The sequence below is a fragment of the Plantactinospora sp. CA-294935 genome (assembly GCF_050936445.1).
Classification (GTDB): Bacteria; Actinomycetota; Actinomycetes; order Mycobacteriales; family Micromonosporaceae; genus Plantactinospora.
This window is the reverse complement of the sequence record NZ_JBNJMU010000001.1, coordinates 2,024,264-2,040,153: the sequence shown is the minus strand read 5'-3', so window position 1 is coordinate 2,040,153 and position 15,890 is coordinate 2,024,264. Positions and strand designations below refer to the sequence as shown.

Below are 15,890 nucleotides of genomic sequence, written 5' to 3'. Positions count from 1 at the left end.
GATAGCCTGTAGCCGCTCTGACCTGCGCCGACTCGGTCCCCACCATGTGGAGGAAAGAAACAGGTCAAATTCGGGCTACCGGGACGGCGTATCATCGGGCGACGGCAATCTTGCGTACGGCTACGGCTACTCGCGAACGACCTACCAGCTACCAGACTCCTCGCGATCAACTAGCCAGAAAGGTCACGCCTCGGCAGTGGACCATCGGGATCGGGGGCGGGGTGAGCTCGCCCGACACGAGTGGCAGGACAGCGCCGGCCGGAGCGACCCGGCGACGCCCTGGTCAGGTGATCCTTATTCGCGTCCCGACGTCACCTATCGCACCCCGAGCCGGCGGCGGGCCCGGTACCGTGGCGCGCCGGACCCGGTCGACAGCTACACGCCGTCCTGGGCCCGGGAGTCCACCGAGCCGCTCCAGCCCCGCTCCTCGCGGGCGTACGCCGACAGCTCCACATGGGCCTCCGACCCGGAGCCGGAGCGTCGCGACGGGGGCCGGCACCACCGCGCCGACGCGGCGGCCGAGCCGGCGCCGGAGACCGGCCGGCCCGGGCGTCGGCGAATCGCCCCCGAGGTGACCTGGGACAGCACCGGCGAATACTGGCGCGGTCCGAGCGGCGCGGCCGACGACACACCGGGCGGGGAGAGTGGCGACGACCGCTGGCGCGCTGCCGGCGACCGGCGACGCGGCGACGCGACCGGGAGCACCCGGAGCGAGGCCGCCGACACCGGGGCGGCCGGCCGGCACGGCCGGCGTCGCGCCGGTGCGGGCCGGCACGGGGACGAGGCCGACGACTGGGCCGCCGCCGCTCCCACCAGCGGCTGGGTCGGCGCGGCCCCTACCAGCGGCTGGGTCGGCGCGGCCCCCACCACCGGCGCCGGCGCCGCCGCCCCGACCAGCGGCGGATGGATCTCCGAGGCGCCTACCTCCGGCGGATGGGCCGCCGCCGCGCCGACCACCGGTGCCGGCGCCAACAGCGGGCTGCTCGGCGACCCTCCCACGACCTCCGGCCGGGGCAGACGGCGCCGGGCCGACCCGGACGACGATCCGACCGCGGTACCCACCTCGGGTTGGGGTGCCGGAGCCGTCGATTCGTCGTCCACCGAGACCGGCCGGCGCCACCGGGGCGACACCCCGGTCGGTTGGCGGGAGCCGGCCGACGATCCCGCGCCCGGCCGGTGGGACCGGACCGGCGACCGGGAGCCCGGCACGACGTACGGCTCGGCGCGACGGGCGCCGGGGCGTCGTCGCCGGGTCGAGCCGGCCGGATGGGAGCCCGACGATCCGAGCGGCCCGGTGCCGACCGCCGGACGGCGGCGTTCCCGGCACCGCGCGGAGGACCCGACAGAGGTCGCGGAGCAGCCGGACGCCACCGCCGCGACCGAGCCGGGCCCGGAGACCGAGCGGTCGAGGACGAACCCGCGCTGGGTACGGTCGCCCGGCGAGAGCGATCCGGGCGGCGGAACCGGCCGCCGGTCGCGGAGCGGCGATCCGCTGCCGGGTCCGGCGGGCACCGGTGCCGGCCGACGGCAACGTGAGCCGGACGCCGAGCCCGTGCGCCGGTACGGGGCCGACGCCGGACCGGTACGCCGGGTCGGCGAGGACCGGAGTGGCCGCGGCCGGCACGCCGATTCCAGGCCGGAGCGGGTCGCGGATGCCGACCCAGGTTGGCGGACCGAGGCCGGGCCATGGGACCGGCTCACCGACACCGGGATGTTGGATCGGGTCACCGACTCCGAACCGCCGGAAGTTCCCGCCACCGGCCGTCGCCGCGACCGGAGCACCGACACCGGTCAGTGGGACGGGTTCACCGACACCACCGAGTGGCGGCACGACGAACTCGCCGGGCTGGCCGGGGATGCCGGGACCGGACGCGACAACACCACCGACAGCGGCTCCCGGGGCGCGGGCCGCACCGGGCCGGAGGGTGGCGACACGTTCTGGTCCGGCACCAGGCTGGCCGGCGACGACCCGCGCTGGATGGGCATCCCGGACTCGGCGCCGCGTTCTCCGGCGGTCGCGTACCCGCCACCGGCCCGACCGGTGCCGCCGGCACGCCGGGCGAGCGAGCCCCCGACCCCCACCACTCGGCGGCCGGCAGCGGCACCGGGTCGCGGTCGTGCCGGTACGGTCGGCTCCGCCCGGAGCGTCAGCGGAGCGGGTACGGCCACCCGGCGCGCACCGAGCGGCACCCTGCTGACCTCGGCGACCAGGACGGGCCGCCCCAGTCCGCTGAGTCGACGGCTCGAAGACGATCTACTCGATCCGCGGCCCAGCGGCCCGCTCACCGCCGTCCTCTACACCGCCGCCTGGTACGCGGTCGCCGTGCTGGCCGTCTTCGTCTGGGTACTCACGCTCGATGCCAGTGTGCCGGTGGACTGCGTACCCGGGGTCTCCGGTGGCTGTGAGTCGGAGCGCGGCCAGGCGATGTCCGCGCTGCTGGCCGGGGTGCCCCGGTTCCTCGCCGCGCTGGCGACCGGTCTGGTGGTCGCGGCCCTGATGCGCTGGTTCAACCGCACCTGGCGGGCGGTGACCGTCGGGTTCGCGGCAGCGGTCGTCGGTGGTGGGCTCTCCACCGTCTTCTTCAGCGCGATCAGTGGTCAACCGGTCGGCTGAGGTCTGGTCCCGCCCCGCCGGAAAGACGGCTCCGGGGTGCCGCCCGATCGGACGGCACCCCGGAACTCTGTCTGTCGCCTGGCCGGCTACTTGCCCGGTACGACCTTCAGGTCGAACCGCGCGGTGACCTCCGGGTGCAGCTTGACCCGCACCTGGTGGCTGCCGACCGACTTGATGGCACCGGGCAGCTCCAGCCGACGCCGGTCGAGGGACGGACCACCGGCCGCCTTCACCGCGTCCACCACGTCGCCGGGGGTCACCGAGCCGAAGAGCCGCCCGCCGTTGCCGGCGCGCGCGGTCAGGTTGACCTTGAGGCCCTCAAGCTGGGCCTTCACCTCGTTGGCGTGACCGAGATCCCGGATCTCCCGGGCCGCGCGGGCCCGCTGGATGACCGTGACCTGCTTCTCCGCGCCCTTGGTCCAGGCGATAGCGAAGCCCTGCGGCAGCAGGTAGTTGCGGCCGTAGCCGTCCTTGACCTCGACGATGTCGCCGGGGCTGCCGAGGCCCGACACCTCCTGGGTCAGGATGATCTTCATGTCGGTGCCTCCTCTCAGCGGGCCGTGGCCGTGTACGGCAGAAGCGCCATCTCGCGGGCGTTCTTGACCGCACGAGCGATCTGCCGCTGCTGCTGGGAGGTGACCCCGGTCACCCGCCGAGCGCGGATCTTGCCGCGGTCGGAGATGAACTTGCGCAGCAGCGCGGTGTCCTTGTAGTCGATGTAGGTGATCCCGTCCTTGTCGAGCGGGTTCACCTTCTTCTTCGGCTTGCGCAGTGCCGCAGCCTTTGCCATTGCTCTTGCTCCTGGTTTGCGATCCCGGATGGTAGCCACCCGGGTCAGAACGGGGGCTCGTCGTCGAAGTTGCCGCCGCCCGAACCGGACGAACGCGAGGAGGCCGAGGCCGGAGCCGCCGTGGCCCACGGGTCGTCGAAGTTGCCTCCGCCGCCACCCTGACCACCGCCGCCGCCACCGCCACCACCGCCGGAGGCGCCGAACCCGCCGCCGCCGGAGCGCGACATCTTCTGCACCTTCGCCGTGGCGTACCGCAGCGACGGGCCGATCTCGTCGACCTCCAGCTCGATGACGGTGCGCTTCTCGCCCTCGCGGGTCTCGTAGGACCGCTGCCGGAGCCGGCCCGACACGATCACGCGAGCACCGCGCTGCAACGACTCGGCGACGTGCTCGGCCGCCTGCCGCCAGACGGTGCACGAGAGGAAGAGCGGCTCGCCGTCCTTCCACTCGTTCGTCGTCCGGTCCATGAACCGGGGCGTCGAGGCGACCCGGAACTTGGCGACCGCGGCGCCGGACGGGGTGAAACGCAACTCGGGGTCGTCGGTCAGGTTGCCGATGACCGTGATGGTGGTATCTCCTGCCATGACCATCTCCTCGCGCACTCATCAATCCCTGAAAGGCTGCCAGAGCAGTACGACAGGACGGATGAGGCTGATCCGGGCGTGCCGGAAACGCGTCAGCGCGTCTCCGGCCGGATGACCTTGGTGCGCAGCACGGACTCGTTGAGTCGGAGCTGCCGGTCCAGCTCGGCCACCGCCGCAGGCGTCGCCTGCAGGTCGATGACGGCGTAGATTCCCTCGGCCTTCTTGTCGATCTCGAACGCGAGGCGCCGACGACCCCACACGTCGAGTTTCTCCACCGAGCCACCCGCGGTCCGGATCACGTTGAGGTACGTGTCGAGCGACGGGGCGACGGTGCGCTCCTCGAGGCTTGGATCGAGGATGACCATGATCTCGTAATGACGCAAGACGTGCTCACCTCCTCTGGGCTAGCGGCCACGGTCCTTCCGTGACAGGAGGTCATGCGTCGTTGCCGGGCGGTATCGGGAGGGATCCCGTCGCGCGCGGGCAACCTGAGCAGAATACCCGGTCCACCGGCGTCGGGCGTCGGCGGACCCCGCGCCCGCCGGCCGCCCTGTGCACGGACCGGCGCCAAGAGCCTCCTCCGGGTCGCGTTGACCGGAGGAGGCTCTTCGACGCAGAGCCGCGGGGCGCATCCCGTCCGCATTCTTTGGGTGGGACCTGGGGAGGAACGACCACACCGATGAGTTGGATGGAAGGCGCCCCGCGGAGCCTATTGTATTGTCATCTTACGCGATAATAGTCTGTGTTGTGCGTTGAGCGAAAATTGCCTGAATTGCTCCTGCCGAGACCCCGAGCACACCGACCGTGGCCACCGGCGCCAGCAGCCGGGCCCGTCCGGCGGGCCGGACGGTCACCCGGGCGCACCCGGCCGGCGGCAGCCCCGCCGAGTCGGTCGGACGGCGGAGGGTAGCTGCCCGGCGCCGCGTCCTGCGGCGCCCCGGCGCTCCGGGAGCCGGCCACATCGGGACCATGCGGCACCGACCCCACCTCGACCCGCCCGACCGACCCGGCGGGGAAGACACGGACCGGCGTGACCCCGGCCCGGGACAGTGGCTCCGACGCCCCGGCCGCGAAGCCGGACAACAGCCGTGGTGCGCCCGCGGCGAACGCGGGGACCGCTGCTGCGGCTCGGCGGCGGAGCGACAGGACCACGTCTTCCCTCTTTCCGGCACAACTCGTGAATCGACCCGGGCCCGTACGCCGGGCGAACGGATCTCACCTGGAGAAACGATCCATCCTCCGGCCGGTGACGCGGACCGCCGCGGGACTACCGCGCCCGCGCTGCCGGGCCGGACAGGTGCGCCCGTCCCCGCCCGACCGACCGGCGCGACGTAGGCTCGCCTTCATGCGTATCGGAGCCCATGTCGATGCCACGGATCCGTTGGACGAGGCGGCCCTCCGGAAGGCGGACGCGGTCCAGTTCTTCCTCGCCGATCCGCAGAAGGACTGGAAGACACCGCAGCCACGGGCCGACGCGGCCCGGCTGCGCGATTCCGAGGTGGACGTCTACATCCACGCTCCGTACGTCATCAACCTCGCCACCACCAACAACCGGATCCGCATCCCGAGCCGGAAGCTGTTGCTCGGGCACGCCACCGCCGCCGCCGCGGTCGGCGCCAAGGGCCTGATCGTGCACGGCGGGCACGTCAACGCGGGCGACGACATCGCCAAGGGCTTCGACAACTGGCGCAAGGCCTTCGCCCAGGCCTCCGAGTCCGGCGGGCACGACGTACCGGTGCTCATCGAGAACACGGCCGGCGGCGACAACGCCTGCGCCCGCCGGTTCGACAACCTGGCCCGGCTCTGGGACGCGGTGGGCGATTACGACGTCGGCTTCTGCCTGGACACCTGCCACGCGCACGCGGGCGGCGAGGACCTGCTCGACATCGTCGACCGGATCCTGGCGATCACCGGCCGGATCGACCTGATCCACGCCAACGGCTCCAAGGATGCCTTCGACTCCGGCCGGGACCGCCACGAGAACCTCGCCGGCGGCACCATCGATCCGGAACTGGTGGTGGCGGTGGTCCGGGCGGCCGGCGCGCCGGTCATCGTCGAGACGCCCGGCGGCGTCGACGGTCAGGCCACCGACATCGCCTACCTCCGCGACCGCGTAGGCCGGTAGGGGCGAGGACCCGATGTCGACGGACCAGTCCAACGCCAACGAGACAACCCGTCCCGGCGCCGCGCCGGCCGGCACCAACCCGGACCCGACCCCGGCCACGACGGCCGCATCGGGTACGCCCACCAGTTCGGACTCCGGCGCCGCCGGGGTGCGGACGACATCGACCGAAGCCGGGACCGCCACGACCCTGCGGTCGGCGGTACCGGCTTCGGAGAGCGACCCGCACCCCACCGCCTCCGACGCTACGGCGTCGGCAGCCGGCGCTCCGACGATGGCGGTGACGTCGACGACGCAGATCTCCGACCCGGTGCCGGGCGGGAAGCTCGACACCCCGTCCGGGAAGCCGGCGCAGTCGGGCAGCGGCGGAGGCGAAGCCGGGAAAGCCGACGACACCGAGGACAGCAAGGCCGGCGACGCCGAGAGCAAGGCGGCCGGCGACGACAAGACGTCGAAGGACAGCAAGGACAAGGACAGCAAGGACAAGGACAGCAAGGACAGCAAGGAGAAGGCGGCTGGTGACGACCAGCCGGCGAAGCCCGCAGACCCGTTCGTCGCGTTCGCGCCGGCTCCCGAGGTGGTACCCGGGCGGATCCGGCGGATCGGTCGAGGTGTCGGCCGTCGGCTGGTACACGAGTGGACCCTGGCCGGGCTCGGCGCACTGGTCCTGGCCGTCCTGATGACCTGGCCGACGCTGCGCTACCCCCGGCACACGCTGCCGCAGGACTACTGGGATCCGGCGCTACAGGCCTGGCAGGTCGCCTGGTCCGGGCACATCCTGCTGACCAAGCCAGCCCAGTTGTGGCAGAGCAACGCGTTCTTCCCGGAGACCTGGACCTTCGCCTTCTCCGACACCCTGCTCGGGTACGCCCCGGCGGGCATGATCGGTCAGGGCCCGGAGGCGGCGATCCTCCGCTACAACATCCTCTTCGTCCTGGCCCACGCGCTCGCCGTGCTCGGGGCGTACGCGCTGGTGCGGCAGCTCGGGGCGGGACGGATCGGCGCCACGGTGGCGGGGATCGGCTTCGCGTACGCGCCCTGGCTGCTCGGCCAGGCCGGTCACCTGCACGTGCTCTCCAACGGAGGTATCCCGCTCGCCCTGGCCATGCTGGCGCGGGGACACGGCTGGTCGCTGCGGCACGGCTACCGACCCGAACGTCGACGTTCCGGTTGGGCGTTCGCCGGCTGGCTGGTCGCCGCCTGGCAGCTCAGCCTCGGTTTCGGCATCGGCCTCGTCTTCGCGTACGTGATGGGTCTGATCGCGGTCGTGGTGCTGCTGGGCTGGCTGGTCCGGCGGATCCTGCGCCGTCCCCGGCGCCAGTGGTTCGGGTTCCGGCTGCTGCTGGCCGACTTCTGGGGCGGCGCGATCTTCGCGGCGACCGGAGCCCTGCTGGCGATCCCGTACTTCAAGGTCGCCGAACTGCATCCCAACGCCCGGCGGACCGCCGAGGAGTTGCACAACTACTCCCCGCCGCCAGGTGGTTTCCTCACCGCGCCGCCGGAGTCGCTGATCTGGGGCGACCTGCACGAGCCGGTCCGGGCCGGGCTGCCCGGGCTGCCGGAGACCACCCTGCTGCCGGGGTACGTCCTCTTCGCGCTCGCCCTCGGCGGCCTCCTCTTCTCGATCTGGACGGTACGCCAGCGCCTGCTGCTGCTGGCGGCCGTGCTCGTCACCGGGGTGCTGGCGATGGGCAGCCGGTTCTTCGGCGGCACCTGGACCTATCTCCCGCTCTTCGAGCACCTGCCCGGCTGGGACGGTCTGCGTACGCCGGGCCGACTGATGATCTGGGTCACCCTGCTGCTCGGCGTCCTCGCCGCCGGCTCGGTCGGCGCCTTCGCGGAGCGGGCCCGGCAGATCTCGGCCGCCGAACGGGTGCCGCCCCGGCCGGGTCCGTTCCTGCGGCTGGTCACGCTGCTGCCGATCGTGCTGGTGCTGGCCGAAGGGCTCAACACCACGCCGCATCCGGTGGTACCGGTGCAGCCCGCGTCGATGCGGGTCGCCAACGGCCCGATCCTGGTGCTTCCCTCGGACCAGAAGACCGACCAGCACGTGATGCTCTGGTCGACCAGCCGGTTCCAGGACATCGTCAACGGCGGCAGCGGGTTCACGCCGGACCGGCTCGCCGAGGTACGCCGGGCCACGGCGAACTTCCCCGACCAGGCGAGCATCGACTTCCTGCGCAACATGGGCGTACGTACGGTGATCGTGCTCCGGGACCGGGTGGCCGGTACCCCGTTGCAGGCCACCGTCGACCTACCGGTCGACACCCTGGGGATCAGCCGGGAGGACGTCGGGGAGACGGTCGTCTACCGGCTCTGATCCCCGCAGCCCTCCGTCCGCGGTCCCGGCCCCGTCCGGGATCGCGTCGGCGCTGGCGACCGGTGCGGTCAGGGTCGTGGACGCTCGCCGTCCGGTCGGGTGGTGTGGGCGGTGCCGGCTGGCGTGTCCGATTCAGGTGGTGACCGGCGCCGGCTCGGCCCCGTTGCGGGTGAGGCTTGATCGGTGCCGGCTCGGCCGGCGTCAGGTCGTGACAGGTGCCGGTTCGGCCGGGGCCGGCCGGCCACGGAGTCGGGCGAGCCAGGAGGCGTCCGGGGCGCCGTCGTAGCTCCCGCCGTCGGGGTCGTCGAGGTAGGTGCTCCGGACCGGGTCGCCCTCGGGCCGCAGGATGTCCCGGACGACCAGCACGCAGAGCACCACGACGGTGGTCAGCCGCAGCGTGGCGGCGAACACGAAGACACCCTCCGGGAAGACCTGCTTGCCGCCGGCCCCGAGCAGCTCGCCGTAGAACGCGACGAAGTAGCCGACCTCGGCGAACTGCCAGGCGAGGAAGGCGCCCCAGCGCGGCCGGGCCAGCACCAACAGGGGCAGCAGCCAGAGGTTGAACTGCTGTGACCACACCTTGCTGAAGATCAGGAACGCCGCGACCATCAGGAAGACCAGCGCGGCCAGCCGGGGCCGGCGCTTGGCGAACAGCGCCAGCGCGCCGATGGCGAGGAAGGCCAGCGTGATCAGGGCGTACGACACCGTGTTCAGGGTCGGGATGTTGTTGCTGAGCCACTGGAACGGGCCCTGGTCGCCGGGGCTGCCGCTGTTCCACTTGCTGTCCAGGTAGCGGCCGATGTACCAGAGCGTGCCCCAGTCGACCGCCCGCTCGCTGTTCAGGTCGAAGAAGCGTCGCCAGTTGTCGGGATAGAGGATCGCGACGGGCAGGTTCACCGCCACGATCGTGACGATGGCCGAACTGATCGTCACCAGCATCTCCTTCACCCGGGCGGTACGCAGCCCGAGCAGGAAGAGCGGCCAGAGCACGAAGAGCGGCCACAGTTTCGCGGAAGTGGCCAGCCCGAGCAGGATGCCGGCGGCCAGGGGTTGTCGTTTCGCCCAGGCGTACATGCCGATCGCGGCCAGCCCGATGGCGAGCAGGTCCCAGTTGACGGTGGCGGTGACCAGCAGCGCGGGGGAGAGCGCGAACATGGCGGCGTCCCACGGCCGGCGGCGGCGCAACGACAGGATCATCGCCACGGTGGCCACCGCGAGCGCCCCGAGGACCAGCGCGTTGAGGTTGTAGAACCACTGCGCCTGGTTGATCTCGGGCCGGTCCACTCCGATGTTGTGCACCGGCAGGCCGAGCGCGCCCATGAAGTAGCCGGTGACCACCGGGTATTCCACCGGGTGGTCCCGGTAGGGAACCTTGCCCTCGTTGAGCCCCTCGGCGTAGTAGAGCGCGAGCACGTCCGTGTAGCAGAACCGGGTGTACTGGACGTTGTTCTGCCAGGCGCCGTCCTGGCAGGGCGACTTCTGCACCCAGTGCAGCGCCAGGGTGAGGCAGGTCAGCGCCAGCACGATCCGGGCGGCCGTCCAGAACCGGCCGCTGGCCTGGGTGCCCCGGCGTTCGACGCCACTGGCGTGTGCGCCGATCGGGCCGCCGATTGCCTCGGAGAGCCCTCGGACGAAGCCGTCCGACCGGGACGGGTGGTCAGCCTTCTGAGGTTCGTCGATGCCAGCCGGCGACTGCGCGCTCATGAACAGGCATCCTGCCGTACGCGGTCGGGTTGCGTCCGGCCCGGTCCACCGTGTCGGCGGATGGAGTCGAAAACGCGGCCGGCGGCCGGGTCGTGGGACCCGGCCGCCGGCCGCATCGATCGATGGCTATCTGTTCCGTTGGGACGGGAGTCGGTGGCTAGCCACCGCCGCCACGACCATTGCCGTTTCCGCCTCCGCCGCCCTCGTCGTCCTCCGGCGGGAACTCCGGACCGCCGCCGCCGGTGTCACCGCCGGTCGGTGGGCAGATCAGCGGGGGCGGGTTCGGTCCCTGGCAGATGGGGTTGCCGCCGGGGTTGCCGCCACCGGGGTTGCCACCCCCCGGGTTCGGCGGAACCGGCGGAGGCGTCTCCTTCTTCTTGCCGTTGCCGGCCTCCTTGTCACCGAGCTCCTTGGAGTCCGGCAGGGACATCGCCGGCTTGCCGGCCAGAGCCTTGCTCATGTACTTCTGCCAGATGTCGGCCGGCAGTCCGCTACCGCCGATGTTGCCGCCGCCCTTGGTCTTGATCTCGGGCTTCTTCGGATCCTTGCTGCCCACCCAGACCGCGGTGGCGATCTGCGGGGTGTAGCCGACCATCCAGGCGTGCGCGTTGAACTCGGTCTTGGCGTATTCCCAGGTGCCGGTCTTGCCGGCCTCCTCGCGGCCCTCGATGTTGCCGTTGTTCTCCTTGGGAATGTTCTTCAGCACCGAGGTGACCTCGTCGGCCACGTCCTTGCGGATCCGCTGCTTCGGATCGGCCTTCGCGCCGCCGATCTTCTTCCACTGGCCGGTCTCCGGGTCCTGCTTCTCGATCAGCTCGATGAAGTGCGCCTTGTTGTAGACGCCGCCGTTGGCGAGCGTGGCCAGCCCGTTGGCGTGGTCGAGCACGGTGATCGGGTACTGCCCGTACGCCACCACGTTGAAGAAGGGTTCCGGCGCCAGCTCCTCCGGCTTCTCCTTGGTCAGGTCGTGCCACTTCGGCGGGATGTCCTTGGTCTCCCACATCGTCCGGACGCCGGCCTGCCGGGCCATCGACAGCACCTTGTCCGCGCCGATCTGCTCGGTCACGTGGTAGAAGGGCACGTTGTACGACTTGATGGTGGATTCCTTGAGCGTGCACGCCTGGTCACAGGTCTTCTTCACGTCACGACCGGCGTTCTGCACCTTGATCTCGGTGTCCTTGACCGTGAACGGCCGGGCGTCCCAGATCGAGTCGATCGAGATCCCCGCCTCGATCGCGGCTGCCAGGGTGTAGACCTTGAAACTCGAGCCCGGTGGGTGGCCTCCGCTCAGGACCCCGGCCGAGTCGGTGTTCAAACCGGCGTAGTCGTAGTCCGCCCCGCTGTCGCCGCCGTAGTAGGCGAGCACCTTGCCGGTCTTCGGCTCGACCGAGACCAGCGCGGACATCAGGTTCTTGGGCTGGTCGTAGATCGGCGAGCCCTTCTTGCGCTGCGCCGCGTTCTCGGCCTCCGCCTGCAACTTCCAGTCGATGGTGGTGGTGATCTTGTAGCCCTCGTCCCGGAGCGCCGTGGAGCAGTCGACCTTGCCGGCCGTCGGTGCGCCGAGGGTGCAGAGGCCGCGCTCCGCCATCTCCGCCTTGACGTAGTTGACGACGTTGCCGCGCGGGGTCTTCACCCCGAAGGCCTCGTTGGCGCTCTTCCGCGGCTGCACCTTCGGGTAGGTGAGCGTGGCCCGCTTCTCCGGCGTCAGCCACTCTTTCTCGACCATGCCGTTGAGGACGTACTCCCAGCGGGCCTTGGCCTCTTCGGGGTTCTCCGCCGGATCGAAGCCCTTGTGCCCGGTGGCCGTGTCGACCTGGGGCTGCTTGATCACCGCCGCCAGCACCGCGCCCTCGGCCTCGTTGAGCTTGGCCGCCGGCTTGCCGAAGTAGGTCTGCGCCGCGACCTCGATGCCGTACGCACCCCGACCGAAGTAGATCGTGTTGAGGTAGTGCTGCATGATCTCGTCCTTGTCGAACTGGTCGTTCAACTTGGAGGCGAGGATCGCTTCCTTGACCTTGCGCTGGTAGCTGTCGTCCTGGAGGTTCTCGTACGCGTTCCGGGCGTACTGCTGGGTGATGGTCGAGGCACCCTGCTTGCTGCCGCCGGTGAAGTTGTTCCAGGCGGCCCGGGCGATGCCGACGTAGTCCACACCGTCGTGGGTGTAGAAGTTGCGGTCCTCGGCCGAGGCGACCGCGCGCTGCACGTGCGGCGGGATCTGCTTGATCGTGACGATCTGCCGGTTCTCGTCGCCCAGCTTGGCGACGACGTTCTTCTTGTCGGCGGCGTAGATCGTGGTCGCCAGCGGCAGCGGGAGCTGGTTCGGCATCGGGACGCTGGTCGAATACCAGGTCGCGGCGACCACGCCGCCGCCGGCCAGCATGATGAAGACGGCGAAGGCGGCGATCAGCATGTTGACCCGCTTGCGCTTCTTGGCCCGCTTCTGCGCCGCCGGGTCGAGGTCACCCGCACCCCGACGGCCCCGCCGGCCACCGGGCCCGTTCGGGTCGTCCGGTCCGCCCGGCCCGGCCGGCGAGACGGGCACGACGGCCCGGCCGACCCGGGCCCGGCCGGCGGCACCGTTCGCGCCGGCGCCACTGACCGAGGCGGTGCCCACCGTGGCCCGGCCGGCGGAGGCCCGGCCGGCGCCGTAGCCGCCACCGGAGCCCGGGGCGTCGGGAACCGACGCGCTGCCGACGCCGGCCCGGCCACCGACCCGGGCCCGCCCCGGGGAAGTCGAGCCGACCGATGCGGAGCCGGAGGCGGGCGACACCGGCGCGGCCCAACCGCCGTCGGCGGAGGCCCGCCCCGGTGGTGTGGCCCGGCCGGAGGAGGCCCGGCCGCTGACGCTGGCCCGGGCCGACGCGCCGCCGGCCCGACCGTTGTTGGCGGGCCAGCCGCCCTGGTCACCGTCGGACGAGCGGCGAGCGGCTCCCGGGTCGTCCCAGGACGGGCGCTGGTATGGATCGTCCGCTGGTCCGTGGTCGCCGTTCGCGCCCGGGTACTGGGCCCGACCGCGCGCGGAACTAGGATCGCCGTACGAGTTCATTCGTCACACCCTGCCGGTCGCGGTGATGGCCATGCGCGCCACCACCGGGTTGCCGTGAGTTGGGACACGCTCCACCCGGGATCGGACGCGCCGATCTACGGATGGTGCGACATCGGAAAAAACCGGACTTATCCGGTTTGGAAGGTAGAACTCGTCCCATCGGCGGGGGAAGATCCCGCTGGCCGAGGAACGAGTCGCAGTCACCGGCGCGCCTCGCGCCTTCGTCTGACCGAGGTGCCCGTCGACGCGGCCACCGCCGCACCGGCGGCCGGCCCGGCGCCCACGCTGTCGTCACCGGAGACGCCGTCCCGGCCGAGCAGGAACTGCTCGACGAGATGGTTCCAGTCGCAGCCGCGGCACACCTCCACCACGTACACCTGGAACTCACGCAGGGTCATCGCCAGCACCGAAAGCTCCGCTCGGGTGCGGGCCTGACCGGCCGACTGCTTGAGCTCATCGCCGTAAATGTAGTGGACGTGGGTCAGATTTTCTCGCCGGCAGACCGGACAGAGCGTCTCGGTCGGCTCGCCGTGGAACCGGGCAGCGTTCTTGAGGTACGGCGAGGCGTCGCAGACCTCGTACGTCCCCACCCGGCCCGAATGCACCTCACGCAGCACCGCTCGCTTCTGTAGCGAGTAGTCGACGACCTGGCGCTGCGAACGCATGGGCAGAAGAGTACTGGGTCCGGCCGGACGAGGCGACCATCGTCACTTACTGTGATCGAACCCGTGCCGTACGAGGGTTTGCCTCGTTGCTCCAGAGGGTCTACGGTGCGATGTATCGGGCCGATACATCGGGCCGGTGAACGGGCTCCCAACGGCGGGCAGCCGCTGGGGTCCGACGGAGACACGGAGAGGGGTGCTCGTGCTTGAGCTCGCCATCCTCGGTCTCCTGCAGGAGTCCCCGATGCACGGCTACGAGCTCCGCAAGGAACTCAGCGCCAAACTCGGGGCGATCCGGGCGGCGATCAGCTACGGCTCGCTCTATCCGACCCTGCGTCGGTTGCAGGCGGCCGGCTGGATCACCGAGGCGGCCGAGACACCGGCCACCGCGGAGGAGATCCCGGCACTGACCAGCCGTCGAGGGCGGGTCGTCTACAAAATCACCGCGGAGGGCAAGGAACGGTTCGCCGAACTGATCGCCCAGACCGGTCCAGAGAGTTACGAGGACACCGGGTTCGGAGTGCATTTCGCGTTCTTCGCCCGTACTGACCGAGCGACCCGCCTCCGGATCCTGGAGGGCCGGCGCCGCAAGGTGGAGGAGCGTCGTGAGGGCCTGCGCGACGTGTTGGGCAGAGCGGCCGAACGGCTCGACGCGTACACGCTCGAACTTCAGCGACACGGCCTCGACGCCTGTGAGCGCGAGGTCCGCTGGTTGGAGGAGCTCATCGCCAACGAGCGCTCCGGCCGGACCCCGGATGGGTCCACCCCGGGCACCGACCCGGGTCCGTCAAGAGAGAACATCCCGCCTCCGCCTGGGTAGTCCAGGAATGAGTCGGAGCGGCCGTGATGAACACAAAGGAGGCAAACGCGATGGGCTCCGTCCGCGTCGCCATCGTCGGTGTGGGTAACTGCGCCTCGTCCCTGGTCCAGGGCGTCGAGTACTACCGCAATGCCGACCCCAACGACCGCGTCCCGGGTCTCATGCACGTCACCTTCGGCGACTACCACGTCTCGGACGTGGAGTTCGTCGCGGCGTTCGACGTCGACGCCAAGAAGGTGGGCATGGACCTCGCGGAGGCGATCGTCGCCAGCGAGAACAACACCATCAAGCTCTGCGACGTGGCGCCGACCGGCGTACTCGTGCAGCGCGGCCCGACCCTGGACGGGCTGGGCCAGTACTACCGGGAGATCGTCGAGGAGTCCGACCGCGAGCCGGCCGACGTCGTCGCGGCGCTGCGCGAGGCCCGGGTCGACGTGGTGGTCTGCTACCTGCCGGTGGGCTCCGAGGAGGCCGCGAAGTTCTACGCCACGGCCGCGATCGAGGCCGGCTGTGCCTTCGTGAACGCGCTGCCGGTCTTCATCGCCTCCGACCCCGCCTGGGCGCAGAAGTTCGTCGACGCCGGGCTGCCGATCGTCGGCGACGACATCAAGAGCCAGGTCGGCGCGACCATCGTGCACCGGGCGCTGGCCAAGCTCTTCGAGGACCGGGGTGTCGAGCTGCTGCGCACCTACCAGCTCAACTTCGGCGGCAACATGGACTTCATGAACATGCTGGAGCGCAGCCGCCTGGTCTCGAAGAAGATCTCCAAGACCCAGTCGGTGACCTCCCAGATCCCGCACGAGATCAACAAGGGCGACGTGCACATCGGGCCGTCGGACCACGTGCCGTGGCTGGACGACCGCAAGTGGGCGTACATCCGGCTGGAGGGGCGCTCGTTCGGTGACGTGCCGCTGAACGCGGAGCTGAAGCTCGAGGTCTGGGACTCGCCCAACTCGGCCGGCGTCATCATCGACGCGGTCCGGGCCGCGAAGATCGCTCTCGACCGGGGTATCGGCGGTCCGATCCTCTCGGCGTCGAGCTACTTCATGAAGTCGCCGCCGGAGCAGTACGCCGACCACGACGCCCACCAGGCCGTCGAGGACTTCATCGCCGGCACCATCGAGCGCTGACGACGACACCCGGGAGGCGGGGTCGGACCGGAAACGGTCCGGCCCCGCCTGCTGTTTCCCGGACGGCTTGCCTCTTTACCCCCGGGGGGTATATTCGA

The 15,890-nt window shown here is 71.0% G+C and carries 12 protein-coding genes; 5 read left to right on the top strand and 7 right to left on the bottom strand.

What is annotated here, in order from left to right; translation table 11 throughout:
• Positions 1-196 precede the first annotated feature (196 nt).
• Positions 197-2,614 (top strand): hypothetical protein, encoded by a 2,418-nt coding sequence (locus tag ACQEVC_RS09145; protein ID WP_432875115.1) that lies wholly within the window; start codon positions 197-199, stop codon positions 2,612-2,614.
• 86 nt (positions 2,615-2,700) lie between these two features.
• On the opposite strand, the gene rplI is transcribed toward ACQEVC_RS09145, so the two are convergent.
• The 4 genes from rplI to rpsF all read right to left on the bottom strand — a co-directional run bounded on the left by rplI (position 2,701) and on the right by rpsF (position 4,371).
• Positions 2,701-3,150 carry a 50S ribosomal protein L9 gene (gene rplI, locus ACQEVC_RS09140; RefSeq protein ID WP_331210053.1) on the bottom strand — a complete coding sequence of 150 codons (450 nt, stop codon included), beginning with the start codon at positions 3,148-3,150 and terminating at the stop codon, positions 2,701-2,703.
• A gap of 14 nt (positions 3,151-3,164) precedes the next feature.
• A complete protein-coding gene (gene rpsR, locus ACQEVC_RS09135; RefSeq protein ID WP_007073789.1) occupies positions 3,165-3,404 on the bottom strand; it encodes a 30S ribosomal protein S18 in 240 nt (79 codons plus the stop codon).
• Between the two features lie 44 nt (positions 3,405-3,448).
• A complete protein-coding gene (locus ACQEVC_RS09130; RefSeq protein WP_432875105.1) occupies positions 3,449-4,006 on the bottom strand; it encodes a single-stranded DNA-binding protein in 558 nt (185 codons plus the stop codon).
• Positions 4,007-4,080: 74 nt separating this feature from the next.
• On the bottom strand, positions 4,081-4,371 hold the full coding sequence (gene rpsF / locus ACQEVC_RS09125) for a 30S ribosomal protein S6 (RefSeq protein WP_101368798.1): 291 nt from the start codon (positions 4,369-4,371) through the stop codon (positions 4,081-4,083).
• A 962-nt stretch (positions 4,372-5,333) separates the two neighbouring features.
• On the opposite strand from rpsF, the gene ACQEVC_RS09120 reads away from it, so the two are divergent.
• Entirely contained in the window at positions 5,334-6,113 is a 780-nt protein-coding gene (locus tag ACQEVC_RS09120; protein WP_432875102.1) for a deoxyribonuclease IV, read from the top strand.
• A gap of 271 nt (positions 6,114-6,384) precedes the next feature.
• On the top strand, positions 6,385-8,430 hold the full coding sequence (locus tag ACQEVC_RS09115) for a hypothetical protein (protein WP_432891195.1): 2,046 nt from the start codon (positions 6,385-6,387) through the stop codon (positions 8,428-8,430).
• 201 nt (positions 8,431-8,631) lie between these two features.
• On the opposite strand, the gene ACQEVC_RS09110 is transcribed toward ACQEVC_RS09115, so the two are convergent.
• The 3 genes from ACQEVC_RS09110 to ACQEVC_RS09100 form a co-directional block, all read right to left on the bottom strand.
• Complete coding sequence (locus ACQEVC_RS09110) at positions 8,632-10,134, bottom strand: glycosyltransferase family 87 protein (RefSeq protein WP_432875100.1); 1,503 nt, start codon at positions 10,132-10,134, stop codon at positions 8,632-8,634.
• 157 nt (positions 10,135-10,291) lie between these two features.
• Positions 10,292-13,180: a transglycosylase domain-containing protein gene (locus ACQEVC_RS09105; protein ID WP_432875098.1), complete on the bottom strand. Its 2,889-nt coding sequence runs from the start codon at positions 13,178-13,180 to the stop codon at positions 10,292-10,294.
• A 200-nt stretch (positions 13,181-13,380) separates the two neighbouring features.
• Positions 13,381-13,845, bottom strand: a complete 465-nt coding sequence (locus ACQEVC_RS09100) for a DUF5318 domain-containing protein (RefSeq protein WP_318399883.1) — start codon at positions 13,843-13,845, stop codon at positions 13,381-13,383.
• 199 nt (positions 13,846-14,044) lie between these two features.
• On the opposite strand from ACQEVC_RS09100, the gene ACQEVC_RS09095 reads away from it, so the two are divergent.
• Together ACQEVC_RS09095 and ACQEVC_RS09090 are read left to right on the top strand one after the other, a co-directional pair.
• Entirely contained in the window at positions 14,045-14,662 is a 618-nt protein-coding gene (locus ACQEVC_RS09095) for a PadR family transcriptional regulator (RefSeq protein ID WP_432891192.1), read from the top strand.
• 50 nt (positions 14,663-14,712) lie between these two features.
• Entirely contained in the window at positions 14,713-15,792 is a 1,080-nt protein-coding gene (locus ACQEVC_RS09090; protein ID WP_432875096.1) for an inositol-3-phosphate synthase, read from the top strand.
• Positions 15,793-15,890 lie beyond the last annotated feature (98 nt).